General features: G+C 59.4%; 22 protein-coding genes and 1 pseudogene. 12 read left to right on the plus strand and 11 right to left on the minus strand.

Translation table 11 applies throughout. From position 1 onward, the window contains the following. Window positions 1-252, minus strand: coding sequence for a sulfurtransferase TusA family protein (locus tag ACIPY9_RS23720; protein WP_400707437.1), 252 nt, complete (start codon window positions 250-252; stop codon window positions 1-3). Window positions 253-400: 148 nt separating this feature from the next. Here ACIPY9_RS23720 and ACIPY9_RS23725 point away from each other — a divergent pair, with 148 nt between their 5' ends. After that, window positions 401-1834: a M48 family metalloprotease gene (locus ACIPY9_RS23725; RefSeq protein ID WP_400707440.1), complete on the plus strand. Its 1434-nt coding sequence runs from the start codon at window positions 401-403 to the stop codon at window positions 1832-1834. Window positions 1835-1897: 63 nt separating this feature from the next. Here the strand turns inward: ACIPY9_RS23725 and nadA are convergent, their stop codons facing one another. The 7 genes and pseudogenes from nadA to ACIPY9_RS23760 form a co-directional block, all read right to left on the minus strand. Further along, a complete protein-coding gene (nadA, locus tag ACIPY9_RS23730; RefSeq protein ID WP_400707443.1) occupies window positions 1898-2956 on the minus strand; it encodes a quinolinate synthase NadA in 1059 nt (352 codons plus the stop codon). Between the two features lie 218 nt (window positions 2957-3174). After that, a complete protein-coding gene (gene rluB, locus ACIPY9_RS23735) occupies window positions 3175-4389 on the minus strand; it encodes a 23S rRNA pseudouridine(2605) synthase RluB (protein ID WP_400707446.1) in 1215 nt (404 codons plus the stop codon). Window positions 4390-4574: 185 nt separating this feature from the next. Then, window positions 4575-4766 carry a DUF1289 domain-containing protein gene (locus tag ACIPY9_RS23740; protein ID WP_400707449.1) on the minus strand — a complete coding sequence of 64 codons (192 nt, stop codon included), beginning with the start codon at window positions 4764-4766 and terminating at the stop codon, window positions 4575-4577. Window positions 4767-4871: 105 nt separating this feature from the next. After that, window positions 4872-5627, minus strand: a pseudogene (gene scpB, locus ACIPY9_RS23745) (SMC-Scp complex subunit ScpB); the annotation flags it as partial. Window positions 5628-5642: 15 nt separating this feature from the next. Then, window positions 5643-6341 carry a segregation and condensation protein A gene (locus ACIPY9_RS23750; protein ID WP_400707500.1) on the minus strand — a complete coding sequence of 233 codons (699 nt, stop codon included), beginning with the start codon at window positions 6339-6341 and terminating at the stop codon, window positions 5643-5645. 119 nt (window positions 6342-6460) lie between these two features. Further along, on the minus strand, window positions 6461-7090 hold the full coding sequence (locus tag ACIPY9_RS23755) for an L-threonylcarbamoyladenylate synthase (protein WP_400707452.1): 630 nt from the start codon (window positions 7088-7090) through the stop codon (window positions 6461-6463). A 13-nt stretch (window positions 7091-7103) separates the two neighbouring features. Continuing rightward, window positions 7104-7967, minus strand: coding sequence for a PHP domain-containing protein (locus ACIPY9_RS23760; protein WP_400707455.1), 864 nt, complete (start codon window positions 7965-7967; stop codon window positions 7104-7106). A 67-nt stretch (window positions 7968-8034) separates the two neighbouring features. On the opposite strand from ACIPY9_RS23760, the gene ACIPY9_RS23765 reads away from it, so the two are divergent. From ACIPY9_RS23765 to ACIPY9_RS23790, 6 genes are all read left to right on the plus strand, one after another. Then, on the plus strand, window positions 8035-8634 hold the full coding sequence (locus ACIPY9_RS23765) for a septation protein A (protein WP_400707458.1): 600 nt from the start codon (window positions 8035-8037) through the stop codon (window positions 8632-8634). 1 nt (window position 8635) lies between these two features. Continuing rightward, window positions 8636-8935: a YciI family protein gene (locus ACIPY9_RS23770; protein ID WP_400707461.1), complete on the plus strand. Its 300-nt coding sequence runs from the start codon at window positions 8636-8638 to the stop codon at window positions 8933-8935. A 186-nt stretch (window positions 8936-9121) separates the two neighbouring features. After that, entirely contained in the window at window positions 9122-9535 is a 414-nt protein-coding gene (locus ACIPY9_RS23775) for a translation initiation factor 2 (protein WP_400707464.1), read from the plus strand. A gap of 7 nt (window positions 9536-9542) precedes the next feature. Continuing rightward, on the plus strand, window positions 9543-10220 hold the full coding sequence (locus tag ACIPY9_RS23780; protein ID WP_400707467.1) for a response regulator transcription factor: 678 nt from the start codon (window positions 9543-9545) through the stop codon (window positions 10218-10220). 141 nt (window positions 10221-10361) lie between these two features. Beyond that, window positions 10362-10823: an LTXXQ domain-containing protein gene (locus ACIPY9_RS23785; RefSeq protein WP_400707470.1), complete on the plus strand. Its 462-nt coding sequence runs from the start codon at window positions 10362-10364 to the stop codon at window positions 10821-10823. A gap of 82 nt (window positions 10824-10905) precedes the next feature. Next, on the plus strand, window positions 10906-12249 hold the full coding sequence (locus ACIPY9_RS23790; RefSeq protein WP_400707473.1) for an ATP-binding protein: 1344 nt from the start codon (window positions 10906-10908) through the stop codon (window positions 12247-12249). Window positions 12250-12279: 30 nt separating this feature from the next. On the opposite strand, the gene ACIPY9_RS23795 is transcribed toward ACIPY9_RS23790, so the two are convergent. Then, window positions 12280-12840, minus strand: a complete 561-nt coding sequence (locus ACIPY9_RS23795) for a nitroreductase family protein (protein ID WP_400707476.1) — start codon at window positions 12838-12840, stop codon at window positions 12280-12282. 163 nt (window positions 12841-13003) lie between these two features. Here ACIPY9_RS23795 and ACIPY9_RS23800 point away from each other — a divergent pair, with 163 nt between their 5' ends. Together ACIPY9_RS23800 and ACIPY9_RS23805 are read left to right on the plus strand one after the other, a co-directional pair. Beyond that, window positions 13004-14458 (plus strand): TrkH family potassium uptake protein, encoded by a 1455-nt coding sequence (locus ACIPY9_RS23800; RefSeq protein ID WP_400707479.1) that lies wholly within the window; start codon window positions 13004-13006, stop codon window positions 14456-14458. A 63-nt stretch (window positions 14459-14521) separates the two neighbouring features. Next, the gene (locus tag ACIPY9_RS23805; protein ID WP_400707482.1) at window positions 14522-14833 is read left to right on the plus strand and encodes an Mpo1-like protein; all 312 of its coding nucleotides are present in this window, start codon (window positions 14522-14524) and stop codon (window positions 14831-14833) included. 6 nt (window positions 14834-14839) lie between these two features. Here ACIPY9_RS23805 and ACIPY9_RS23810 read toward each other — a convergent pair whose 3' ends face one another. After that, window positions 14840-15667 carry a UDP-2,3-diacylglucosamine diphosphatase gene (locus tag ACIPY9_RS23810; RefSeq protein ID WP_400707485.1) on the minus strand — a complete coding sequence of 276 codons (828 nt, stop codon included), beginning with the start codon at window positions 15665-15667 and terminating at the stop codon, window positions 14840-14842. A 132-nt stretch (window positions 15668-15799) separates the two neighbouring features. On the opposite strand from ACIPY9_RS23810, the gene ACIPY9_RS23815 reads away from it, so the two are divergent. Further along, complete coding sequence (locus ACIPY9_RS23815) at window positions 15800-16687, plus strand: DMT family transporter (RefSeq protein WP_400707488.1); 888 nt, start codon at window positions 15800-15802, stop codon at window positions 16685-16687. On the opposite strand, the gene ACIPY9_RS23820 is transcribed toward ACIPY9_RS23815, so the two are convergent. Next, window positions 16681-16983 carry a SelT/SelW/SelH family protein gene (locus ACIPY9_RS23820; RefSeq protein ID WP_400707491.1) on the minus strand — a complete coding sequence of 101 codons (303 nt, stop codon included), beginning with the start codon at window positions 16981-16983 and terminating at the stop codon, window positions 16681-16683. The two genes, ACIPY9_RS23815 and ACIPY9_RS23820, sit on opposite strands and share 7 nt — an antisense overlap. Window positions 16984-17386: 403 nt before the next feature. On the opposite strand from ACIPY9_RS23820, the gene ACIPY9_RS23825 reads away from it, so the two are divergent. After that, a complete protein-coding gene (locus tag ACIPY9_RS23825) occupies window positions 17387-18280 on the plus strand; it encodes a DUF4123 domain-containing protein (protein WP_400707494.1) in 894 nt (297 codons plus the stop codon). After that, on the plus strand, window positions 18270-18466 hold a 197-nt coding region (locus ACIPY9_RS23830; protein ID WP_400707497.1), incomplete at its 3' end, for a hypothetical protein. The genes ACIPY9_RS23825 and ACIPY9_RS23830, both read left to right, overlap by 11 nt.

Genomic DNA, 18466 nt, shown 5'->3' on the forward strand with positions numbered 1-18466 from the left:
TTACGCCTTGCGCAACCAGTAGCGGTAGACGCCCGCGCAGACTTCTTCATGCAACAACACATGCCCCGCCAGCCTGGCAAAAGTCCGGAAATCACGCTGCGATCCCGCATCGGTCGCGATCACCTTCAATACCGCACCACTGGGCAGACGATTGAGCTCCATCTTGGCCTTGAGCAACGGCAACGGGCAATTGAGACCACTCGCATCGAGCTCGGCATCACAGGCCTCGGGTTGCATTACAGCGTCAGACATCGTTTCTCTCCAGGCGGACACATTGAATTGAAAAGGACTCGAAAAAATGTGTTCGGACATTTCAGACAGGGCAGCAAGAATACCTCACTCTGGTCAGCACACTATTGAGCCAGCTACAGTAAGGGTTCTCCAGCTCAGAGCCTAGTGCATGAATTTTTTGCGTCCTACATTGCTCACGCTCGCCTGCCTGCTTGCCATGCCGGCCATGGCCGATGATCTTCCATCCCTGGGCGACGCCAGCTCTTCCATCGTATCCCCCGAACAGGAACATCAACTGGGCCGGGCATGGCTGGGCCTGCTGCGCGCCCAGGTCGGCCAGCTGTCTGACCCTCAGCTCAAGGATTTCGTCGAAACGTCAGTCTATCGCCTTGCTGAAACAAGCCAGGTTCAGGACCGGCGTCTCGAATTCATTCTCATCAACAGCCCTCAGCTGAACGCCTTCGCAGCGCCCGGCGGGATCATCGGTGTCAACGGCGGGCTTTTCCTCAATGCCCAGACTGAAGGCGAATACGCCTCGGTGCTGGCTCACGAACTCGCTCACCTGTCACAACGCCACTTCGCTCGTGGCGTCGAGGCCCAGCAACGCATGCAGGTGCCCGTGATGGCCGCCATGCTGGCCGGTATCGTCATGGCCGCTGCCGGTGCCGGTGACGCCGGTATTGCGGCCATTGCCGGCTCACAGGCCGCCGCGATCCAGGAACAACGGCGCTTCTCGCGTCAGAACGAACAGGAAGCAGACCGCATCGGCATCCTGAACCTGGAAAAGGCAGGCTATGACCCGCGCAACATGCCGACCATGTTCGAGCGCCTCATGCGTCAGTATCGATTCGATGCCAAGCCACCGGAGTTCCTGCTGACCCACCCGGTCAGCGAGTCACGGATCGCCGACACCCGCAACCGTGCCGAACAGGCCAGGCCGGGCGGCAAGGAAGACAGCCAGCTCTATCAACTGATGCGTGCCCGTGTCGCACTGTTCTATGAAGAAACCCCCGGCATGGCCGCCAAGCGCTTCCGCGCCCAACTGGTGGAAAACCCGAACTCCGATGTTGCACGCTATGGGCTGACCATCGCGCAGATCAAGGGCGGACAGCTCAATGAGGCGCGCGAAGAACTCAAGCCATTGCTGGCCAAGGCGCCCAATGACATCACCTACAACATGACGCAGATCGATCTGGACATTGCCAACAACCGTCTGGCGGAAGCCCAGCAACGGGTTGATCGCATGCTCACGCTGTATCCGGGCAACTACCCTCTGAACGATATCCGCATCGATGTGCTGCTCAAGCAGAACCGCACCGCCGAAGCTGAAAAGGCACTGGAAGCCTTGCTGAAGACCCGCTCCGACGATCCGGACATCTGGTACGTCGTGGCAGAAACCCGGGGCCTGAACGGCAATACCATCGGGCTGCATCAGGCCCGTGCCGAATACTTTGCACTGGTCGGTGACTTCCGTCAGGCCATCCAGCAACTGGAATTCGCCAAACGCCGCGCCAGCAACAACTTCCAGCTGGCCTCCCGGATCGATGCCCGCCAGAAGGACCTGATCGATCAGGAACGGATGGTCAAGGACATGATGAACTGACCCCCTCCCCCCAAAACGAAAATCCCGGCGCTCTGGCCGGGATTTTCGTTTCAGAAACACCTGTCAGGCATTACCGGCCTGTTTAAGACGAGCAGCCTGGGTGAAGTCCAGCATGCGTTGCAAAGGACGCACGGCATGGGGAATCAGCGCAGGTTCGACGAAAATCTCGTTAGTCCCCTCTTGCAGGCACTGCAAGGTACGCTCAAGGGTGTTCATCGCCATCCATGGGCAATGCGCGCAACTGCGGCACGCCGCGCCATTACCGGCCGTCGGGGCTTCAATGAAGACCTTGTCCGGGCACAGCTGCTGCATCTTGTAGAAAATGCCGCGATCGGTGGCCACGATGAAGGTCTTGTTCGGCATTCTCTGCGCCGCTGCAATCATCTGGCTGGTGGACCCCACCGCATCCGCCAGCTCGATCACCGACTCGGGCGACTCGGGGTGGACCAGAACGGCTGCATCCGGGTACAGCGCCTTCATGTCCTCCAGTTGCTTGGACTTGAACTCTTCGTGAACGATGCAGGCACCGTCCCATAGCAGCATGTCGGCACCGGTTTCACGCTGGATATAACGCCCCAGATGCTTGTCGGGTGCCCAGATGATCTTTTCGCCGTTATCCATCAGGCTTTCGACGATTTCCAGCGCACAGCCGGAAGTCACGACCCAGTCGGCACGCGCCTTGACCGCCGCCGAGGTGTTGGCATAGACCACCACGGTGCGATCCGGGTGCTGATCGCAGAAAGCGGAAAACTCGTCGACCGGGCAACCGACATCCAGCGAGCAGGTGGCCTCGAGCGTGGGCATGAACACGCGCTTTTCCGGGTTGAGGATCTTGGCCGTCTCGCCCATGAAGCGGACGCCTGCCACCAGCACGGTACTGGCCGAATGATTGTTGCTGAAACGGGCCATTTCCAGAGAGTCGGCCACGCAACCACCGGTCTCCTCGGCCAACGCCTGAATGACCGGATCACAATAATAGTGGGCAACCAATACCGCATCCCTGGCCTTGAGCTCGGCAGCAATCGCGGCACGGTAATGGGCTTGTTCTTCGATACTCAACGCTTTGGGCTGTTTGGCATCAAGGTGAGCCTGTACCAGAAAGCGTTCGGAAATCTGCGTCATTTTTTAGCGGGACCTGAAGGCACGTAAGCGCGAGCGGCCAGTTTACACCGGAAAGACAAGGAAGAAAAAAGCCGACAGTCGTCGCAAGAGACTGATTTTTCGTCGATTTACCCGACAAACAACATAACGAGAATCATTCGCTCAAAGAGCGGGAAATAATTTCCTACCGCTCTCCATAAAAAACGCCAGTCGAAACTGGCGTTTTTTATTGGCCGCCTTTACTGCGGCTTGCGACGTCCGAAGCCAGGACGCTGGCCTGAACCGGCTGGCGGCCCACGACGCTTGCCCGACGGAGCGTCGTCATCCACCAGCTTGATGCCTGCACGCTTTGGCGAAGGCTTGGCCGGACGCTTGCTCACCTCGCTCGGACGCTCGGCAACAGGCGTACCACGGCCATTATCGGCTGGACGTGGCGAACGCGAACCGGGCTTGCCCGAGTCCTTGCGTGGCGATGGACGCTGAGTGGAGTCACCCCGCGAGCGCTCACCCGGAACCTGCGGCTGACGCGGCGTGCGCTCGCTGGTCGCCGGGGCGCCAACGGCCGGACGCAGTGTCCGTACACGCTCGTTCTTGCCCAGTGGTCGGGACGACTGACGCTGCAGACGCTCCAGCTTGTCCTTGGTCTTGGCGTTCATCTGCGGCTGGGCCACAGGTGTCAGGCCGACTTCGGCTGCCAGGATGTCGACCTCCTGCTGACTCATTTCGCGCCAGCGCCCCATCGGCAAGTCGGAATTGAGGAAAACCGGCCCGTAACGAACGCGCTTGAGGCGGCTGACCACCAGACCCTGGGATTCCCAGAGACGACGGACTTCACGGTTACGACCTTCCATCACCACGCAGTGATACCAGTGGTTGAAGCCTTCGCCACCCGGTGCCTGCTGAATGTCGGTGAAGCGGGCTGGCCCGTCTTCGAGGATCACGCCGTTCTTGAGGCGCAGCAGCATGTCGTCATCGACCTCGCCACGGACACGAACCGCATACTCGCGGTCCATCTCGAAAGACGGGTGCATCAGACGGTTGGCCAGTTCACCGTCGGTGGTGAACATCAGAAGACCGGTGGTGTTGATGTCCAGACGACCGATATTGATCCAGCGGCCTTCTTTCGGACGCGGCAGACGGTCGAACACCGTTGGACGGCCTTCAGGGTCGTCACGGGTGCAGATTTCGCCATCCGGCTTGTTGTACATGATGACGCGGCGTACCGTTTCGGCCGCCTCTTCGCGCTTGATGACACGGCCATCAACAGTAATGGCATCGTGCATATCGACGCGCTGGCCGAGGGTCGCATCCAGGCCGTTGACCTTGATCCGGCCCTGGCTGATCCAGGCCTCGACATCACGGCGCGAACCGACGCCAATGCGTGCCAGGACCTTCTGCAGCTTTTCACCTGCGGGTCTGATTTCCTGGCTGTCCTGCGTATCTTTTTCACTCATCTGGGCACCTCCCGGTGTGTCGAATCAGGGATTGCCGAGGACCGGCAAGACCTGTTGCCATGCGTACTGTGGATAGCCGCAGGGCGAAATACTTTGAACCTGGGCGACGCTGAATCGCCAAAGGGTCGCGAATCATACGCTCATGAAGCCCGTTGTGCATCCAGAGCCGGTTGAAAATCTGCCGTTCACTTCTTCTTTTTGCGACCAGTGGTCTTCAGCTTCGCCAGACGCATGGCCGACTCGGCCAGCACGGCACGCTTGTCATCCTTGTCGAGCTTTTTCCAGGCCTTGATTTCCCGCTTGCTGCGGCCACAGCCCAGGCAGATGTCGTCGTCAAACTTGCAGAGGCTGATGCAAGGGTTCCTGGTGCTGCTCATCGGGCGTGGCTCTCACCGTTTTGTGTATTAGCGCCTGGGGGCAGTTCGCGAATGAATTCGCTCCCACTCAGTAGGAGCGAAATCATTCGCGAAAGGCAATTAGACGTCGTCCTCAGGCTCTTTGTCCGGCTCATCGACCAGCAAATCATCGAAGTCGATCTTCAGACCCTGCTCCATGGAGTCGAGTTCGACCAACAGGCTGCGGAAGCTGGTTTCGTCCCGTGGCGCCTCGGGTTCTTCTGCATCGTCCTCAAGGCTGGCATCGGCCAGGGCCTGCAAGTGTGCCGGGACGGGGGCGTCGTCGAACTCAAGCACCGGCTCTGCTTCCATCTCGCGCAAGTCGGCCAGCGGCGGCAATTCGTCGAGGCTCTTGAGGTTGAAGTGATCGAGAAAACCTTTGGTGGTCGCGAACATGGCGGGTTTGCCGGGCACATCACGATACCCCACGATCCGTATCCACTCGCGCTCCAGCAATGTCTTGACGATATGACTGTTGACCGCCACGCCACGCACGTCCTCGATCTCGCCACGGGTGATCGGCTGACGATAGGCAATCAATGCCAGGGTTTCCAGCATGGCCCGGGAATAACGCTGAGGGCGCTCTTCCCATAGGCGCCCGACCCATGGCGAGAAGCGCTCGCGAATCTGCAGGCGATAACCCGAAGCCACTTCCTTGAGTTCAAAGGCACGGCCTTCACAGGACTTGCGCAGGATATCCAGCGCTTTCTTGAAAACCTTGGGCTCGGGACGCTCGGCCTCCTCGAACAGTTCATAGAGACGTTCAAGCGTCTGCGGTTTTCCGGAGGCCAGCAGAAACGCTTCAAGCAACGGGGCCAGTTCGCGGGGTTCATTGAGGTTCATGATTGAGTTCTTGCTCTACTCGGCTCGCGCCCGGACATGGATGGCCGCAAAGGGCTCGTTTTGGACCAGCTCGACCAGGGACTCCTTGACCAGTTCCAATACAGCCATAAAGGTCACGACCACACCCAGACGTCCTTCTTCTGCGCTGAACAATTCGGCAAAAGGCACAAAACCACCGCCTTTGAGCCGTTCCAGCACATCGCTCATGCGCTCACGGGTCGACAGTGTTTCACGACTGATCTGATGGCTCTCGAACATGTCGCCCCGACGCAGCACTTCGGCCATGGACATCAATACCTCTTCCAGGCTGACGTCCGGCAACAGCTTGCGGGCCCGCGCTTCGGGTGCATCGAGCCTGGGCACAATCACATCGCGCCCGACCCGTGGCAATTCATCGATACCTTCGGCCGCCGCCTTGAAGCGCTCGTACTCCTGAAGACGGCGAATCAGTTCGGCACGCGGGTCCTCTTCGTCCTCTTCGACTTCGGCCGAGCGCGGCAGCAGCATGCGCGACTTGATTTCGGCCAGCATCGCGGCCATCACCAGGTACTCGGCGGCCAGCTCAAGGCGCACGGTTTTCATCAGCTCGACATAACCCATGTACTGGCGAGTGATTTCTGCCACCGGAATATCGAGGATGTCGATGTTCTGTTTGCGGATCAGGTAGAGCAGAAGGTCGAGCGGGCCCTCGAATGCCTCGAGGAAAACCTCCAGGGCATCCGGCGGAATGTAAAGGTCCAGCGGCATTTGCGTGACCGCCTGCCCATAGACCAGGGCAAACGGCAACTCCTGCTGGGCATCGGCCTGACTGTCTACCGCTTCCACGTTCGTCATCAGGCGTCTTCGTCAAAGGGCGTCGGATCACCGCAGCCCACACGGATGACCTGCGGCTCGCCATCGGCCAGGTTGATGACGGTAGACGCCGAAATTCCGCCCATTCCGCCGTCGATAATCAGATCCACCTGATGCTCCAGGATCTGGCGCATCTCGTAAGGATCGCTCAAGGGAACGCTGTCGCCCGGCATGATCAGGCTGACACTCATCAACGGCTCGCCCAGTTGCTCCAGCAAGGCCTGGGCAATCGGATGGCTGGGCACCCGCAGGCCGATGGTGCGGCGCTTGGGGTGCAGGATCAGGCGTGACACTTCGCGGGTGGCATTGAGGATGAAGGTGTAAGGCCCGGGCGTATGGGTCTTGAGCGCACGAAAGGCGCCGGTATCGACCTTGGCGAACAGGCCCAGCTGTGACAGGTCACAGCACATCAGGGTGAAATTGTGCTTGTCGTCCAGCTGGCGCAAGCGACGAATGCGCTCGATGGCACTCTTGTCACCGATCTGGCAACCCAGCGCATAGGACGAATCGGTTGGGTACACCACCAGCCCGCCGGCTTTGATGATTTCCGCCGCCTGTTTGATCAGGCGCGGTTGCGGGTTCTCCGGGTGGACCTGGAAAAATTGACTCACGGTAACTTCCTGTTCAGACGGAGGCAGTAGGCTGTTCATGTTTGAATCTGCACCACAGGGGCGGCAAATCCTCAGGTAACGGACGATAGATGCCGATCTCGGACCAGGCCCCAGGCCCGTGAAAATCGCTGCCGGCAGTGACCAGCAGACCGAACTCGCGAGCCAGTATGGCCAGGGTCCCCACCTGTTCGGCAGGTTGCATCCCGTTGACCACTTCGATGGCATGACCACCGGCCTGGATGAAATCGGCGACCAGTCTACGCCGTTTACTGCGTGTGAAGTCATAATGCGATGGATGCGCCAGGCTGACCCAGGCACCTGAAGCCCGCAAGGTCGCGACGGTTTCTTCCAGGGTCGGCCAATGCTGTTTCACATCCCCCAGCTTGCCCGCCCCCAGCCATTTGCGAAACGCTTCGGCGCGATCCTTGACGAAACCGGCACGCACCAGGAAATCGGCAAAATGAGGCCGGGCCGGCGCATTGCCGCTGTCGCCCAGTTCCTGCTGGATCGCCCGGGCACCCTCCAGCGCCCCTGGCATACCTTTGATCGCCAATTTACGGCTGATTTCTTCGGCCCGCAGCCAGCGGCCTTCATGCAAACGGTTGATCGCATCGACCAGCGCCTGGGCCTTTACATCGAATCCGTAGCCCAGAATGTGAATGGTCGCCCCACCCCAGGTGCAGGACAATTCAACCCCGTTGACCAGTTGCATCCCCAGCGAATGCGCGGCCGCACGGGCCTCTTCGAGGCCTTCGACCGTGTCATGGTCGGTCAGTGAAAGGACGCGCACGCCGTTTTCATAGGCACGGGCAACCACGGCGGCCGGCGCAAGAGAGCCGTCCGAAGCGGTGCTGTGGCAGTGCAGATCAACATTCATGTCAGGGTGCTTTCGCTGTCTTTGATGTTTGTTATTATGCCGTCACATCCTGCTTCTGGCTGCTATTGTGAAACAACTCATCGACTTCATCCCGCTGCTCCTGTTTTTCGCCGTCTACAAAACCGAACCCCAAGCCGTCGACATCCTGGGCCACAGCTACATGCTGGGCGGTATTTTCAGTGCGACGGCCATGCTGATTCTCAGTTCTGTGGTGGTGTACGGCATTCTGTACGTCAAGCAGCGCAAACTGGAAAAGAGCCAGTGGCTGACCCTGATTGCCTGTCTGGTCTTCGGCAGCCTGACCCTGGCCTTTCACAGCGAAACCTTCCTCAAGTGGAAAGCGCCGGTGGTCAACTGGCTGTTTGCCCTGGCTTTCGCCGGCAGCCATTTCATCGGTGAAAAACCACTGATCCAGCGCGTCATGGGCCATGCCCTGAACCTGCCTGCAGCCGTCTGGACCCGGCTCAACGTGGCCTGGGTCCTGTTCTTCCTGTTCTGTGGTGCGGCCAACCTGTATGTCGCCTTCACTTATCAAGACTTCTGGGTCGACTTCAAGGTCTTCGGCAGCCTGGGCATGACACTGATCTTCCTGGTCGCCCAGGGCATCTACCTGAGCCGTCACCTGAGTGACGCGGCACCTTCTTCCACCACCAAAACCGAGGACTGACATGCTCTACGCCATCATCGCCACAGACGTTGCCGACTCGCTGGAAAAACGCCTGAGCGTACGTCCTGCTCACCTGGAACGACTCAACGCCCTCAAGGATGCAGGTCGTCTGGTCCTGGCTGGCCCGCACCCTGCCGTGGACAGCAATGACCCGGGTTCTGCCGGCTTCAGCGGCAGCCTGATCGTCGCCGAGTTCGACTCCCTGACCGCCGCCGAAACCTGGGCCAAGGCCGATCCGTTCGTGGCTGCTGGCGTTTATGCCAATGTCGTGGTCAAGCCGTTCAAGCAAGTCCTGCCGTAACCCTTCTTGCACAAGCGGTATGTAGGAGCGACCCTGGTCGCGAAAATGGTATTCCAGACGGTAGAGATGTACCGGCCTCTTCGCGGATGAATCCGCTCCTACACCTTCACCTGCTCATCATTCCTGACGCCCTGCCGACAACCTACTCAATGTCCGAATAAAAGACTGCATTATCAGGGAGTTCAGATGCGTCCAGGTGCTTTGTGTCTGTTGATGGTGGTACTCGCGGCAACGGTTGAGGTTCAGGCTGAGGAAACCAGTCCCTCCAGCACCCCGCCGGCAGTGCACTTACCCGGCCAGTCCAGTCAGATTACCGAGCTTCAGCAACGCCTCAAGGAAAGCGAGCGTCTGCGGGAAGAAGCTCTCAGGCAGGCGCAGAATGCCGAGACCGATCGCGAGAACGCGCAACTGACGCGTTTGCGGCAAGAGAACCAAAGACTCAAGTTACAACTCAAAGAAGCACAATCCGCCACCTCTTCACGAATGCTGACAGAGCAACAACAATGGTTCATCGCAGGGGGTAGCGTTGCGATGACCTCCCTTCTGTGCGGTATATTGGTCGGCGGTAGACGTAAGAAACGTCAGCAATGGCTAAATTGAGTGAGTCATGAGCGAGCTGTTATTAATTGATGATGATCAGGAGCTCTGTGAGCTTCTGAGCAGTTGGCTGAATCAGGAAGGCTTTCAGGTGCGGGCCTGTCACGATGGCAACAGCGCACGTCGCGCACTGGCTGAAACAGCCCCGGCAGCCGTCGTCCTGGATGTGATGCTGCCCGACGGCAGCGGCCTCGAGTTGCTCAAGCAATTGCGCACCGATCACCCCGAACTCCCCGTCGTGATGCTGTCGGCCCGCGGCGAACCGCTGGATCGCATCCTTGGCCTTGAGCTGGGTGCCGACGACTATCTGGCCAAACCCTGCGACCCACGCGAGCTGACGGCCAGGCTACGGGCCGTGCTGCGCCGCAGTCACCCGGTTGCCACGCCCAGCCAGCTTGAACTGGGTGACCTGTGTTTCAGCCCGGTGCGCGGCGTGGTCAGTATCGATGAAAAAGAACTGACCCTGACCCTTTCGGAAAGCCGCCTGCTTGAAGCGCTGCTGCGTCAGCCCGGCGAGCCGCTGGACAAGCAGGAGCTCGCTCAACTGGCCCTGGGACGCAAACTGACCCTCTACGACCGCAGCCTGGACATGCACGTCAGCAACCTGCGCAAGAAGATCGGCCCGCACCCCGATGGCCGGCCACGAATCGTGGCCCTGCGCAGCCGCGGCTACTTCTACAGCCTGTGAAACGACAGGCCCCGACGCCTGTAAAGACGGGGCCTGACGCGCTTTACACAAGCTTTACCCAAGGCTGACCGCCCTTGACCTTGATCTCCCTAAACTGGGCTCCAACGGCACAGAGCCGGACTAGAGACAAGGAGATTCACCATGCGCAAGACCCTGATCGCTTTGATGCTCGCAGCAGCCCTGCCTACCGTTGCCATGGCTGCTCCACAACCCGGCGGCCCTGATTTCGATGCTCCTGGCATGCATCAGGATCGTGATCACCGGGGTCCAGGCCCGGACATGAAACGCGGCCCGGGCCCTTTCGGTGAACTGGACCTGGATCGCGAACAGCGCCAACAGATCGGCAAGTTGCTGGGCGAGCAGATGCACAGTCGCCATGAAATCACCGAACGCTACCTGGCCAAGCTGTCCCCGGCCGACCAGAAAGCCCTGCAAGACGAACTGGCAGCCAAAAAGGCCAAGACCGACAGCGACATTCGTGCCCTGCTCAAACCTGATCAACAGAAGCAGTTCGACGAAATCAAGAAAAAACAGGAAGAACGCCGTGCCGAATGGGCGGAATTCAAAGCCTGGAAGGCAGAAAAAGCAAAAAAGGCGCAATAATCGCCCTGATTGTGAGCTTGCTCACGTAATCCAGACCCGACAGGCTCCGCAGCCTGCCGGGTTTCTCCATTGAGGTCATTCTGTGCGCTCATTGTTCTGGCGAATTCTGGCCAGCTTCTGGCTAGCCATTGCCCTGGTTGCAGGCCTGTCGATTCTGCTTGGGCACATGCTCAATCAGGATGCCTGGATTCTCAACCGTCACCCGGTCCTGAACGATCTGCCGAAACAGTGGGCGCAGATCTATGAAGAACAAGGAGCCGTCACCGCCCAGGACTACCTGCAAAACATAAAGCGTCGCTATCGGATCGACGTTCAGGTGCTCAATGACAATGGCGAACCCGTGATACCGGGAACCTTCCCCCCACGCGCCGCCGCTTTCGAAGCCCGCCAGCAGGACGATCCGCGCCAATTGCCATGGCGTCGCCTGACCACCGAATACACCAGTGCCAATACCGGCATCACTTACCTGCTGATCTTTCGCATTCCACACCCCGAACTGGAAGACTGGCACCGCCGCAGCCTGATGTGGCCGCTGAGTGCGCTGGGGATCGCGCTGGTGGTACTGACCCTGTTCAGCTTGCTGGTGACGCTCTCCATCACCCGGCCACTGAGTCGTCTGCGTGGAGCCGTGCATGACCTGGGGCAAACCAGCTATCAACAACACAGCCTGGCGCAACTGGCCAACCGACGTGATGAGTTCGGCGTGCTGGCGACCGACTTCAACCGCATGGGTGCCCGCCTGCAAAGCCTCATCGGCAGTCAGCGTCAGTTACTGCGTGACGTCTCCCATGAACTTCGCTCGCCTCTGGCGCGACTGCGCATTGCCCTTGCACTGGCAGAACGCGCAGAACCGGCTGAAAGGGAAAAACTCTGGCCACGTCTGGGCCGTGAATGCGATCGCCTGGAGGCCTTGATCAGCGAAATTCTGGCACTGGCACGCCTGGATGCAGACTTTGGCAGCCCGGAACCCGTGGACGTGAGCGAAATGCTGCATCGCCTGAAAAACGACACCCAACTGGACGGCACCCAGCAGGATATAAAGCTTCAAATTCAGGACAACCTGCAACTGCAAGGCTGGCCGGACATGCTGGAACGTGCCGTGGACAACCTGCTGCGCAACGCCCTGCGCTTCAACCCACCGGGCCAGCCTATCGATGTCCAGGCCGTGCGCATGGAAAACCACATACGACTGAGCGTCCGCGACCGTGGTCCCGGTGTCGCGCAAGAGCATTTGCCACAATTGGGCGAACCGTTCTATCGGGCACCGGGCCAGACAGCTCCCGGTCATGGCCTGGGACTGGCCATCGCGAAACGGGCGGCGGAGCGCCACGGGGGCAGCCTGACACTGGGCAATCATCCACAAGGCGGCTTCCTTGCCACACTGGAAATTCCCTTCGCCCCCGTCAACCCGCAGACAAACGGATAAAGTCCGGTCGCCCGACCGGGCGACCGGCCATCAGCCCTGCCATTCGCTGACAAACCCGTCCACGGCCACTTTCGGCGCTTCACGCGGCGGGTTTTGCGGAGTCCCCAGATACAGGAAGGCGATGACCTCTTCATCAGCAGACAGGCCGAAGCCCTTGGCAACCAGAGGCGAATATGACAGCTCGCCGGTACGCCACACCGCACCGATGCCCTGCGCATAGGCCGCCAGCAATACACCATGAGCGGCACAACCGGCCGTGATCAGTTGTTCCTTGCGCGGCACCTTGAAGTGATCCTGCAACCGGGCAACCACCACGACCACCAGGGGTGCACGCAACGGGCCGAGGCGCGCCTTTTCCAGTGCCTGAGGCGTCACTTCGCCACCGCCTTGCTGCAATGCTTCGGCCAGCAACTCGCCCATACGTTCGCGGGCGGCCCCCTCAACCGTGATAAAACGATAAGGCCGCAACTGGCCATGATCCGGCGAACGCAAGGCCGCGCCAAACAGGATTTCCCGCTGCGCTGCATCCGGGGCGGGTTCGACCAATCGCGGAACGGAAACACGATTGAGCAAAACGTCGAGAGCCTCCATGGGCAATCTCCTTGGAAATGGGTCGGGCATTCTAGAATGTGTTCAGACTCAATAACGAGTGTGTCGGGAAATTACTTACCATCAATGACGGCGACCTGTCGGTTTACATGGCCTCAAGCACAGGTAAAATGGCCGCCTTTCCCTATAAAAGTCAGAGCAGTTCATGGCGTTGCCGACCCTTCGCATCATCGGTTTCATTATCGGCATCTTCCTGATCACCCTGGCGGTCGCCATGATCGTGCCCATGGCGACACTCGTGATATACGACCGCTTCGAAGACCTGCGTTCCTTCCTGTGGGCCAGCGCCATTACCTTCATGGCCGGCCTGGCGCTTGTGGTCCCCGGTCGTCCTGAACATGTGCATCTTCGCCCCCGGGACATGTACATGCTCACGGTGTCCAGCTGGATCATCGTCTGTATCTTCGCCGCCCTGCCTTTCCTGCTGACCCAGCACATCAGCTACACCGACTCGTTCTTCGAGAGCATGTCCGGCATCACGGCCACTGGCTCGACCGTGCTCAGCCACCTGGACAGCATGTCGCCGGGGATTCTCATCTGGCGCTCGATGCTGCACTGGCTGGGGGGTATCGGCTTCATCGGCATGGCGGTCGCGATCCTGCCCCTGCTGCGCATCGGTGGCATGCGCCTGTTCCAGACCGAGTCATCCGACCGCTCGGAAAAGGTCATGCCCCGCTCGCACATGGTGGCCAAGTTCATCGTCCTGGCTTATGTCGGCTTCACGGCCCTGGGCAGCCTGGCCTTCTGGGCTGCGGGCATGAGCCTGTTCGATGCGATCAACCACTCGATGTCCGCGATTTCCACCGGCGGATTTTCCACGTCAGATCTCTCCCTGGCCAAGTGGCCACAACCGGCCGTGCACTGGGTCGCGATCGTGGTAATGATTCTCGGCAGCCTGCCTTTCACCCTGTACGTGGCCACCTTGCGCGGCAACCGCAAGGCCCTGTTCAGGGACCAGCAGGTTCAGGGGCTGATAGGCCTGCTGCTGGTGACCTGGCTGCTGATGACCCTCTGGTATGGCGCAACCACCGATCTGCCCTGGAGCGAGGCGCTTCGGCACGTGGCCCTGAACGTGACCTCGGTCGTCACCACTACCGGTTTCGCCCTGGGCGACTACAGCCTGTGGGGCAATTTCTCGCTGATGCTGTTCTTTTATCTGGGCTTCATTGGCGGCTGTTCGGGCTCGACGGCCGGAGGCGTAAAGATCTTCCGTTTCCAGGTGGCCTATATCCTGCTCAGGGCCAACCTCAATCAGTTGATCCACCCACGCGCAGTCATCAAGCAGACCTACAACGGCCATCGGCTGGACGACGAAATCGTTCGTTCGATCCTGACCTTTTCGTTCTTCTTTACCATCACCATCTGCGTGATCGCCCTGATGCTCTCATTGCTGGGTCTGGACTGGATGACCGCCCTGACCGGCGCAGCCAGCACGGTTTCCGGCGTCGGGCCGGGGCTGGGTGAAATCATCGGGCCAGCGGGCAACTTCTCGACCCTGCCGGATGCTGCAAAATGGATTCTGTCCGGTGGCATGCTGCTGGGACGACTGGAGATCATCACCATTCTGGTGCTGTGTGTGCCGGCCTTCTGGCGGCATTGATGCCCCGCTCACCCGCTCTCGGCTAGACTGTTCCCCAACAAGGCCGATACGAGGGTGAGCATCATGGACCACATCAAGCGCTTTGCGAGCTTTGCCGAGTTCTACCCTTTCTATTTGCAGGAACATCGCAGCAGCATCAGCCGACGCCTGCACTTCATCGGCACCAGTCTGGTGATATTCCTGTTGGCATTCGGTATCGGCAGCGGTCGGTGGTGGTTGCTGTGGTGGCTTCCCGTTGCCGGTTACGGCTTTGCGTGGGCAGGCCATTTCTTCTTTGAGAAAAATCGCCCGGCCACTTTCCGGCATCCGTTCTACAGCCTGCTCGGCGATTTCGTCATGTACCGCGACATGCTGCTGGGCAAGATTCCGTTCTGAGCTGGATCAGACGACAGACTCGCCGACTTCCTCCGGCTCCGGCTGCACAAGATTCCTTTCCCGCTGGTGCGCATCGGCCAGACGAAACAGTTCGATGGTGCCATCCAGGTGTTCGATCAGGGCCGTGCAGGACTCCACCCAGTCGCCACAGTTGAGGTATTCCACCTCCCCGACCCTGCGAATTTCTGCATGGTGGATATGCCCGCACACTACGCCATCGAGTCCTCGCTTCACGCATTCGTGAGCAATGGCTTCCTCGAAGTCGCTGATGAAATTCACGGCGGTCTTGACCTTGTGTTTCAGGTAGGCAGACAGCGACCAGTAGCCGTAACCGTATTTCGCCCGCCAATGGTTGAGCCAGCGGTTGAGGGTCAGCGTGAATTCATAGGCCGAATCGCCCAGAAAGGCCAGCCAGCGGTGATAGCGGGTGATGACATCGAACTGATCGCCATGGATCACCAGCAAGCGACGGCCGTCCGCCGTCACGTGCTCCACCTCGTCCACCAACTGGATATTGCCCAGGATCAGCTTCGAGTAACGGCGCAGAAACTCATCGTGATTGCCGGTGATATAGATCACCTCAGTGCCGCGCTTGCTCATGGTCAGCAGCCGACGGATCACATTGGTATGCGCCTGGGGCCAGTACATGCCGCTGCGCAGCTTCCAGCCATCGATGATGTCGCCCACCAGATACACCTTGTCGGCCCGATAACGCTTGAGGAAAGCCGACAAGTGTTCCGCCTGACAGTCCCGAGTGCCCAGATGCACATCGGAAATCCACAAGGTCCGCACACATTGCTTGGAGCTGGGTTTGGCAAGCTGAGCACTGCTCATGGGCGACCTCCGCAGGTTTTCCAAGAGAGTGCGTCATGGGCGTTAACCGAATGTGACACCATCATGACCGTGTGATGACACCCCTTCGTACCGGTGTAGACTGGTCCGCCATCTTGTCGACCAGGTATCCACATGAATCAGCGTTCAGCCCTCGGGGCCTTGCATATCGGGGCACTGATGTTTGGCCTGGCCGGGGTACTCGGCAAACTGGCGGCAGCTTCCCCCTCGGTCATCGTGTTTGGTCGCGCCGCCTTTGCTGCGACTGCCTTGGGGCTATTCATTCGCATTGCCCGCAATACCCCTTGGCAATCGTTGCCCACAAGGCACTGGGCAACACTGCTGCTCAGTGGGGTCTTACTGAGCGCTCACTGGGTAACGTTCTTCATGGCAGTGAAGATCTCGGGCGTGGCCGTGGCGACCCTGGGGTTCGCCAGCTTTCCGGCCTTCACGGTGATCCTTGAAGGCCTGTTCTTTCGCGAGCGGATCCGTCGCATGGAAATGCTTCTGGTGCTGCTGGTCAGTGCGGGCCTGATTCTGGTTACGCCTGATTTCGACTTCGCCAACAAGGCCACCACCGGCCTGCTGTGGGCGATTCTTTCAGGGCTGACGTTCTCTCTGTTGTCGCTGGTCAACCGTGCCAGCTCCGCGCATGTCCCGCCGGTCCAGGCTGCGCTGTGCCAGAACCTGATTGTCGCGCTGTGCCTGTTACCTGCCGCCTTTGGAGAACTGAAAGACGTCTCTAGACTGGACTGGTTATGGATAGGGCTGCTGGGCGTGTTCTGTACGGGCCTGGCTCACAGCCTGTTCGTCGCCAGTCTGGCCGTGATCAAAGCCCGCACTGCCGCGATTGTCTTTGCCATGGAGCCCCTTTATGGCATTGCGTTCGCCTGGCTGATATTCGCTGAAACACCATCGCCGCGCATGCTGCTGGGGGGTGCATTGATCATTGTCGCCATCATGGTTTCAGGGCTGATGAATCAAAAGGACACCACGCCCGCCACAGCCGCCGGGAATCACTGACGCTCTGGCTGACCCGACCTGTCGTTATGACCCAGATCGCGCTGCGGATCGATCTGGTCACGTACCCGCTGCTTGAGCACCTTGGCTTCCGGAAACCCGCCATCGGCCTTTCTCTCCCAGATCTGCACGCCATCACAGGTAATGCGAAACACCCCGCCCGTACCGGGTTCCAGAGAAACCTTGCCCAGATCGTCCGAGAACGTACTCAACAACTCCTGAGCCAGCCAGGCGGCACGCAGTAACCATTGGCACTGGGTGCAATAAGTAATGACGACTTCAGCTTTTACATCGGACATGAATGAACTCTTCAGACAAGTTAATCGAGGGCTCCACAACCTGGGTCATGATAAACACTCCCGGTTTTCATGACGCCCTCGAGGTGCCGTTTTTTACCGATCAAACCGTGAATGATCACGAGCCTCTATGCGCAAGAAATTGCGCACTGCCTGCGGGCAACTGATCGGAAGCCCACTTTCCCTCCTCATCACTCCAGCATCGCGACCCACTGCGCAACACATTGCGCAGTCACGCAAGGTATTGCGCACATCCCTCTGAAGTCCTGTTCAAGAAACAAACGATCTCGTCACACAAAAACCATAACACACTGATTTATATGAAAAATTAAAATCAGGCATGCCTTTTGACTGTGCCTTTGCCATTCAACGGGCAATAGGGCCCGTCACCACGAAGGAACAAGGAATGTCCACAGGCATTCACCAGGCCAACTACCTGCTGATAGACGGAGCCCTGCACCCGCATGCCATTCGTTATCTGCAACAACGGGGTGAGCCTCTGGAAATCGATCCCCTCTACCTCGGGACGTCCCTGGCTCCGATCATGGAACAAGGGCCAATCCTGGTGCATGCCCCCGTCGGCACCTCATTGATCGATGAATGGCAACAGACCCCGGCCCGACACGAACATGCCATTTTCCTCACCAGTCAGGCTCCCTTGCAGACGGTTGCCCGACATCTGCGCCATTTCATCAAACCGCCGGATCATCTCGGCAATACCAGTCTGCTGCGCTTTGCCGACCCTGTCGTGTCGCATTTCTGGCTGTCGAGCTACGGCCAGAAACACCTGAACACCCTGCTCGGCCCCATCAACGACGCCTGGGTCAAGGCCCCGGTTCATCAGTGGCAAGCCAGCCCGGAGGAACCCGTCACCCGGTTTACCCGCACAGCCCCGCCTGAAGACTGGAACGATCGATTCGCCCTGTTGGGGGAGCCTCAACTGGCAGCCTTTGAACAGGCATATCAGTGGCTGTTCATGAGGCAGATTCATGCCTGGCTGACTGAACAGCATCCTCAGAGATTTGCCGCACACAGCGCCGAACAAGTTCAGAACTGGCTGGAACGGGTACTGGACACAGGGCAGGCATGGGGGTTGATCAGTGAGTACGCCTTCGTGACCTGGGCGGATATCTGCCACACGTGGGGCCTCGATTTCATGGAACGGGCCGACAGCCCCTATCAACACTGGCTCGCACTGTTTCCCGAACAGAAGCACCTCCCTCCCGAGTTGCGTATCGAAGCCCTGGACGATTACTGCCACACCACACTGAACGCCACGGACGCGACACATGACGGTTAAACACGGAACCCTTCAACAGCGGCGCGCAGCACGCTTCGACAAGACACCCGCCAGTGCCACCGGCCAGTGCCCGTTCAAGGGCCCGGACATTGCCATTGTTCCCGTGCGCTATGCGCTGGACCGTTCCCGCTACGATGCCCATCCCAAACAGCTCAAGCCACTGCCGGCACAAGGCCGCTGGAGCAC

This window comes from Pseudomonas sp. NPDC089734, assembly GCF_044748865.1.
Lineage (GTDB): Bacteria > Pseudomonadota > Gammaproteobacteria > Pseudomonadales > Pseudomonadaceae > Aquipseudomonas.

Excerpts from the sequence above, each read along its gene's own strand:
- ACIPY9_RS23720 (WP_400707437.1), bottom strand. The coding sequence starts at position 252 with ATGTCTGACGCTGTAATGCAACCCGAGGCCTGTGATGCCGAGCTCGAT.
- ACIPY9_RS23725 (WP_400707440.1), top strand. The coding sequence starts at position 401 with ATGAATTTTTTGCGTCCTACATTGCTCACGCTCGCCTGCCTGCTTGCC.
- nadA (WP_400707443.1), bottom strand. The coding sequence starts at position 2,956 with ATGACGCAGATTTCCGAACGCTTTCTGGTACAGGCTCACCTTGATGCC.
- rluB (WP_400707446.1), bottom strand. The coding sequence starts at position 4,389 with ATGAGTGAAAAAGATACGCAGGACAGCCAGGAAATCAGACCCGCAGGT.
- ACIPY9_RS23740 (WP_400707449.1), bottom strand. The coding sequence starts at position 4,766 with ATGAGCAGCACCAGGAACCCTTGCATCAGCCTCTGCAAGTTTGACGAC.
- ACIPY9_RS23760 (WP_400707455.1), bottom strand. The coding sequence starts at position 7,967 with ATGAATGTTGATCTGCACTGCCACAGCACCGCTTCGGACGGCTCTCTT.
- ACIPY9_RS23770 (WP_400707461.1), top strand. The coding sequence starts at position 8,636 with ATGCTCTACGCCATCATCGCCACAGACGTTGCCGACTCGCTGGAAAAA.
- ACIPY9_RS23775 (WP_400707464.1), top strand. The coding sequence starts at position 9,122 with ATGCGTCCAGGTGCTTTGTGTCTGTTGATGGTGGTACTCGCGGCAACG.
- ACIPY9_RS23780 (WP_400707467.1), top strand. The coding sequence starts at position 9,543 with ATGAGCGAGCTGTTATTAATTGATGATGATCAGGAGCTCTGTGAGCTT.
- ACIPY9_RS23785 (WP_400707470.1), top strand. The coding sequence starts at position 10,362 with ATGCGCAAGACCCTGATCGCTTTGATGCTCGCAGCAGCCCTGCCTACC.
- ACIPY9_RS23795 (WP_400707476.1), bottom strand. The coding sequence starts at position 12,840 with ATGGAGGCTCTCGACGTTTTGCTCAATCGTGTTTCCGTTCCGCGATTG.
- ACIPY9_RS23800 (WP_400707479.1), top strand. The coding sequence starts at position 13,004 with ATGGCGTTGCCGACCCTTCGCATCATCGGTTTCATTATCGGCATCTTC.
- ACIPY9_RS23805 (WP_400707482.1), top strand. The coding sequence starts at position 14,522 with ATGGACCACATCAAGCGCTTTGCGAGCTTTGCCGAGTTCTACCCTTTC.
- ACIPY9_RS23810 (WP_400707485.1), bottom strand. The coding sequence starts at position 15,667 with ATGAGCAGTGCTCAGCTTGCCAAACCCAGCTCCAAGCAATGTGTGCGG.
- ACIPY9_RS23815 (WP_400707488.1), top strand. The coding sequence starts at position 15,800 with ATGAATCAGCGTTCAGCCCTCGGGGCCTTGCATATCGGGGCACTGATG.
- ACIPY9_RS23820 (WP_400707491.1), bottom strand. The coding sequence starts at position 16,983 with ATGTCCGATGTAAAAGCTGAAGTCGTCATTACTTATTGCACCCAGTGC.
- ACIPY9_RS23825 (WP_400707494.1), top strand. The coding sequence starts at position 17,387 with ATGTCCACAGGCATTCACCAGGCCAACTACCTGCTGATAGACGGAGCC.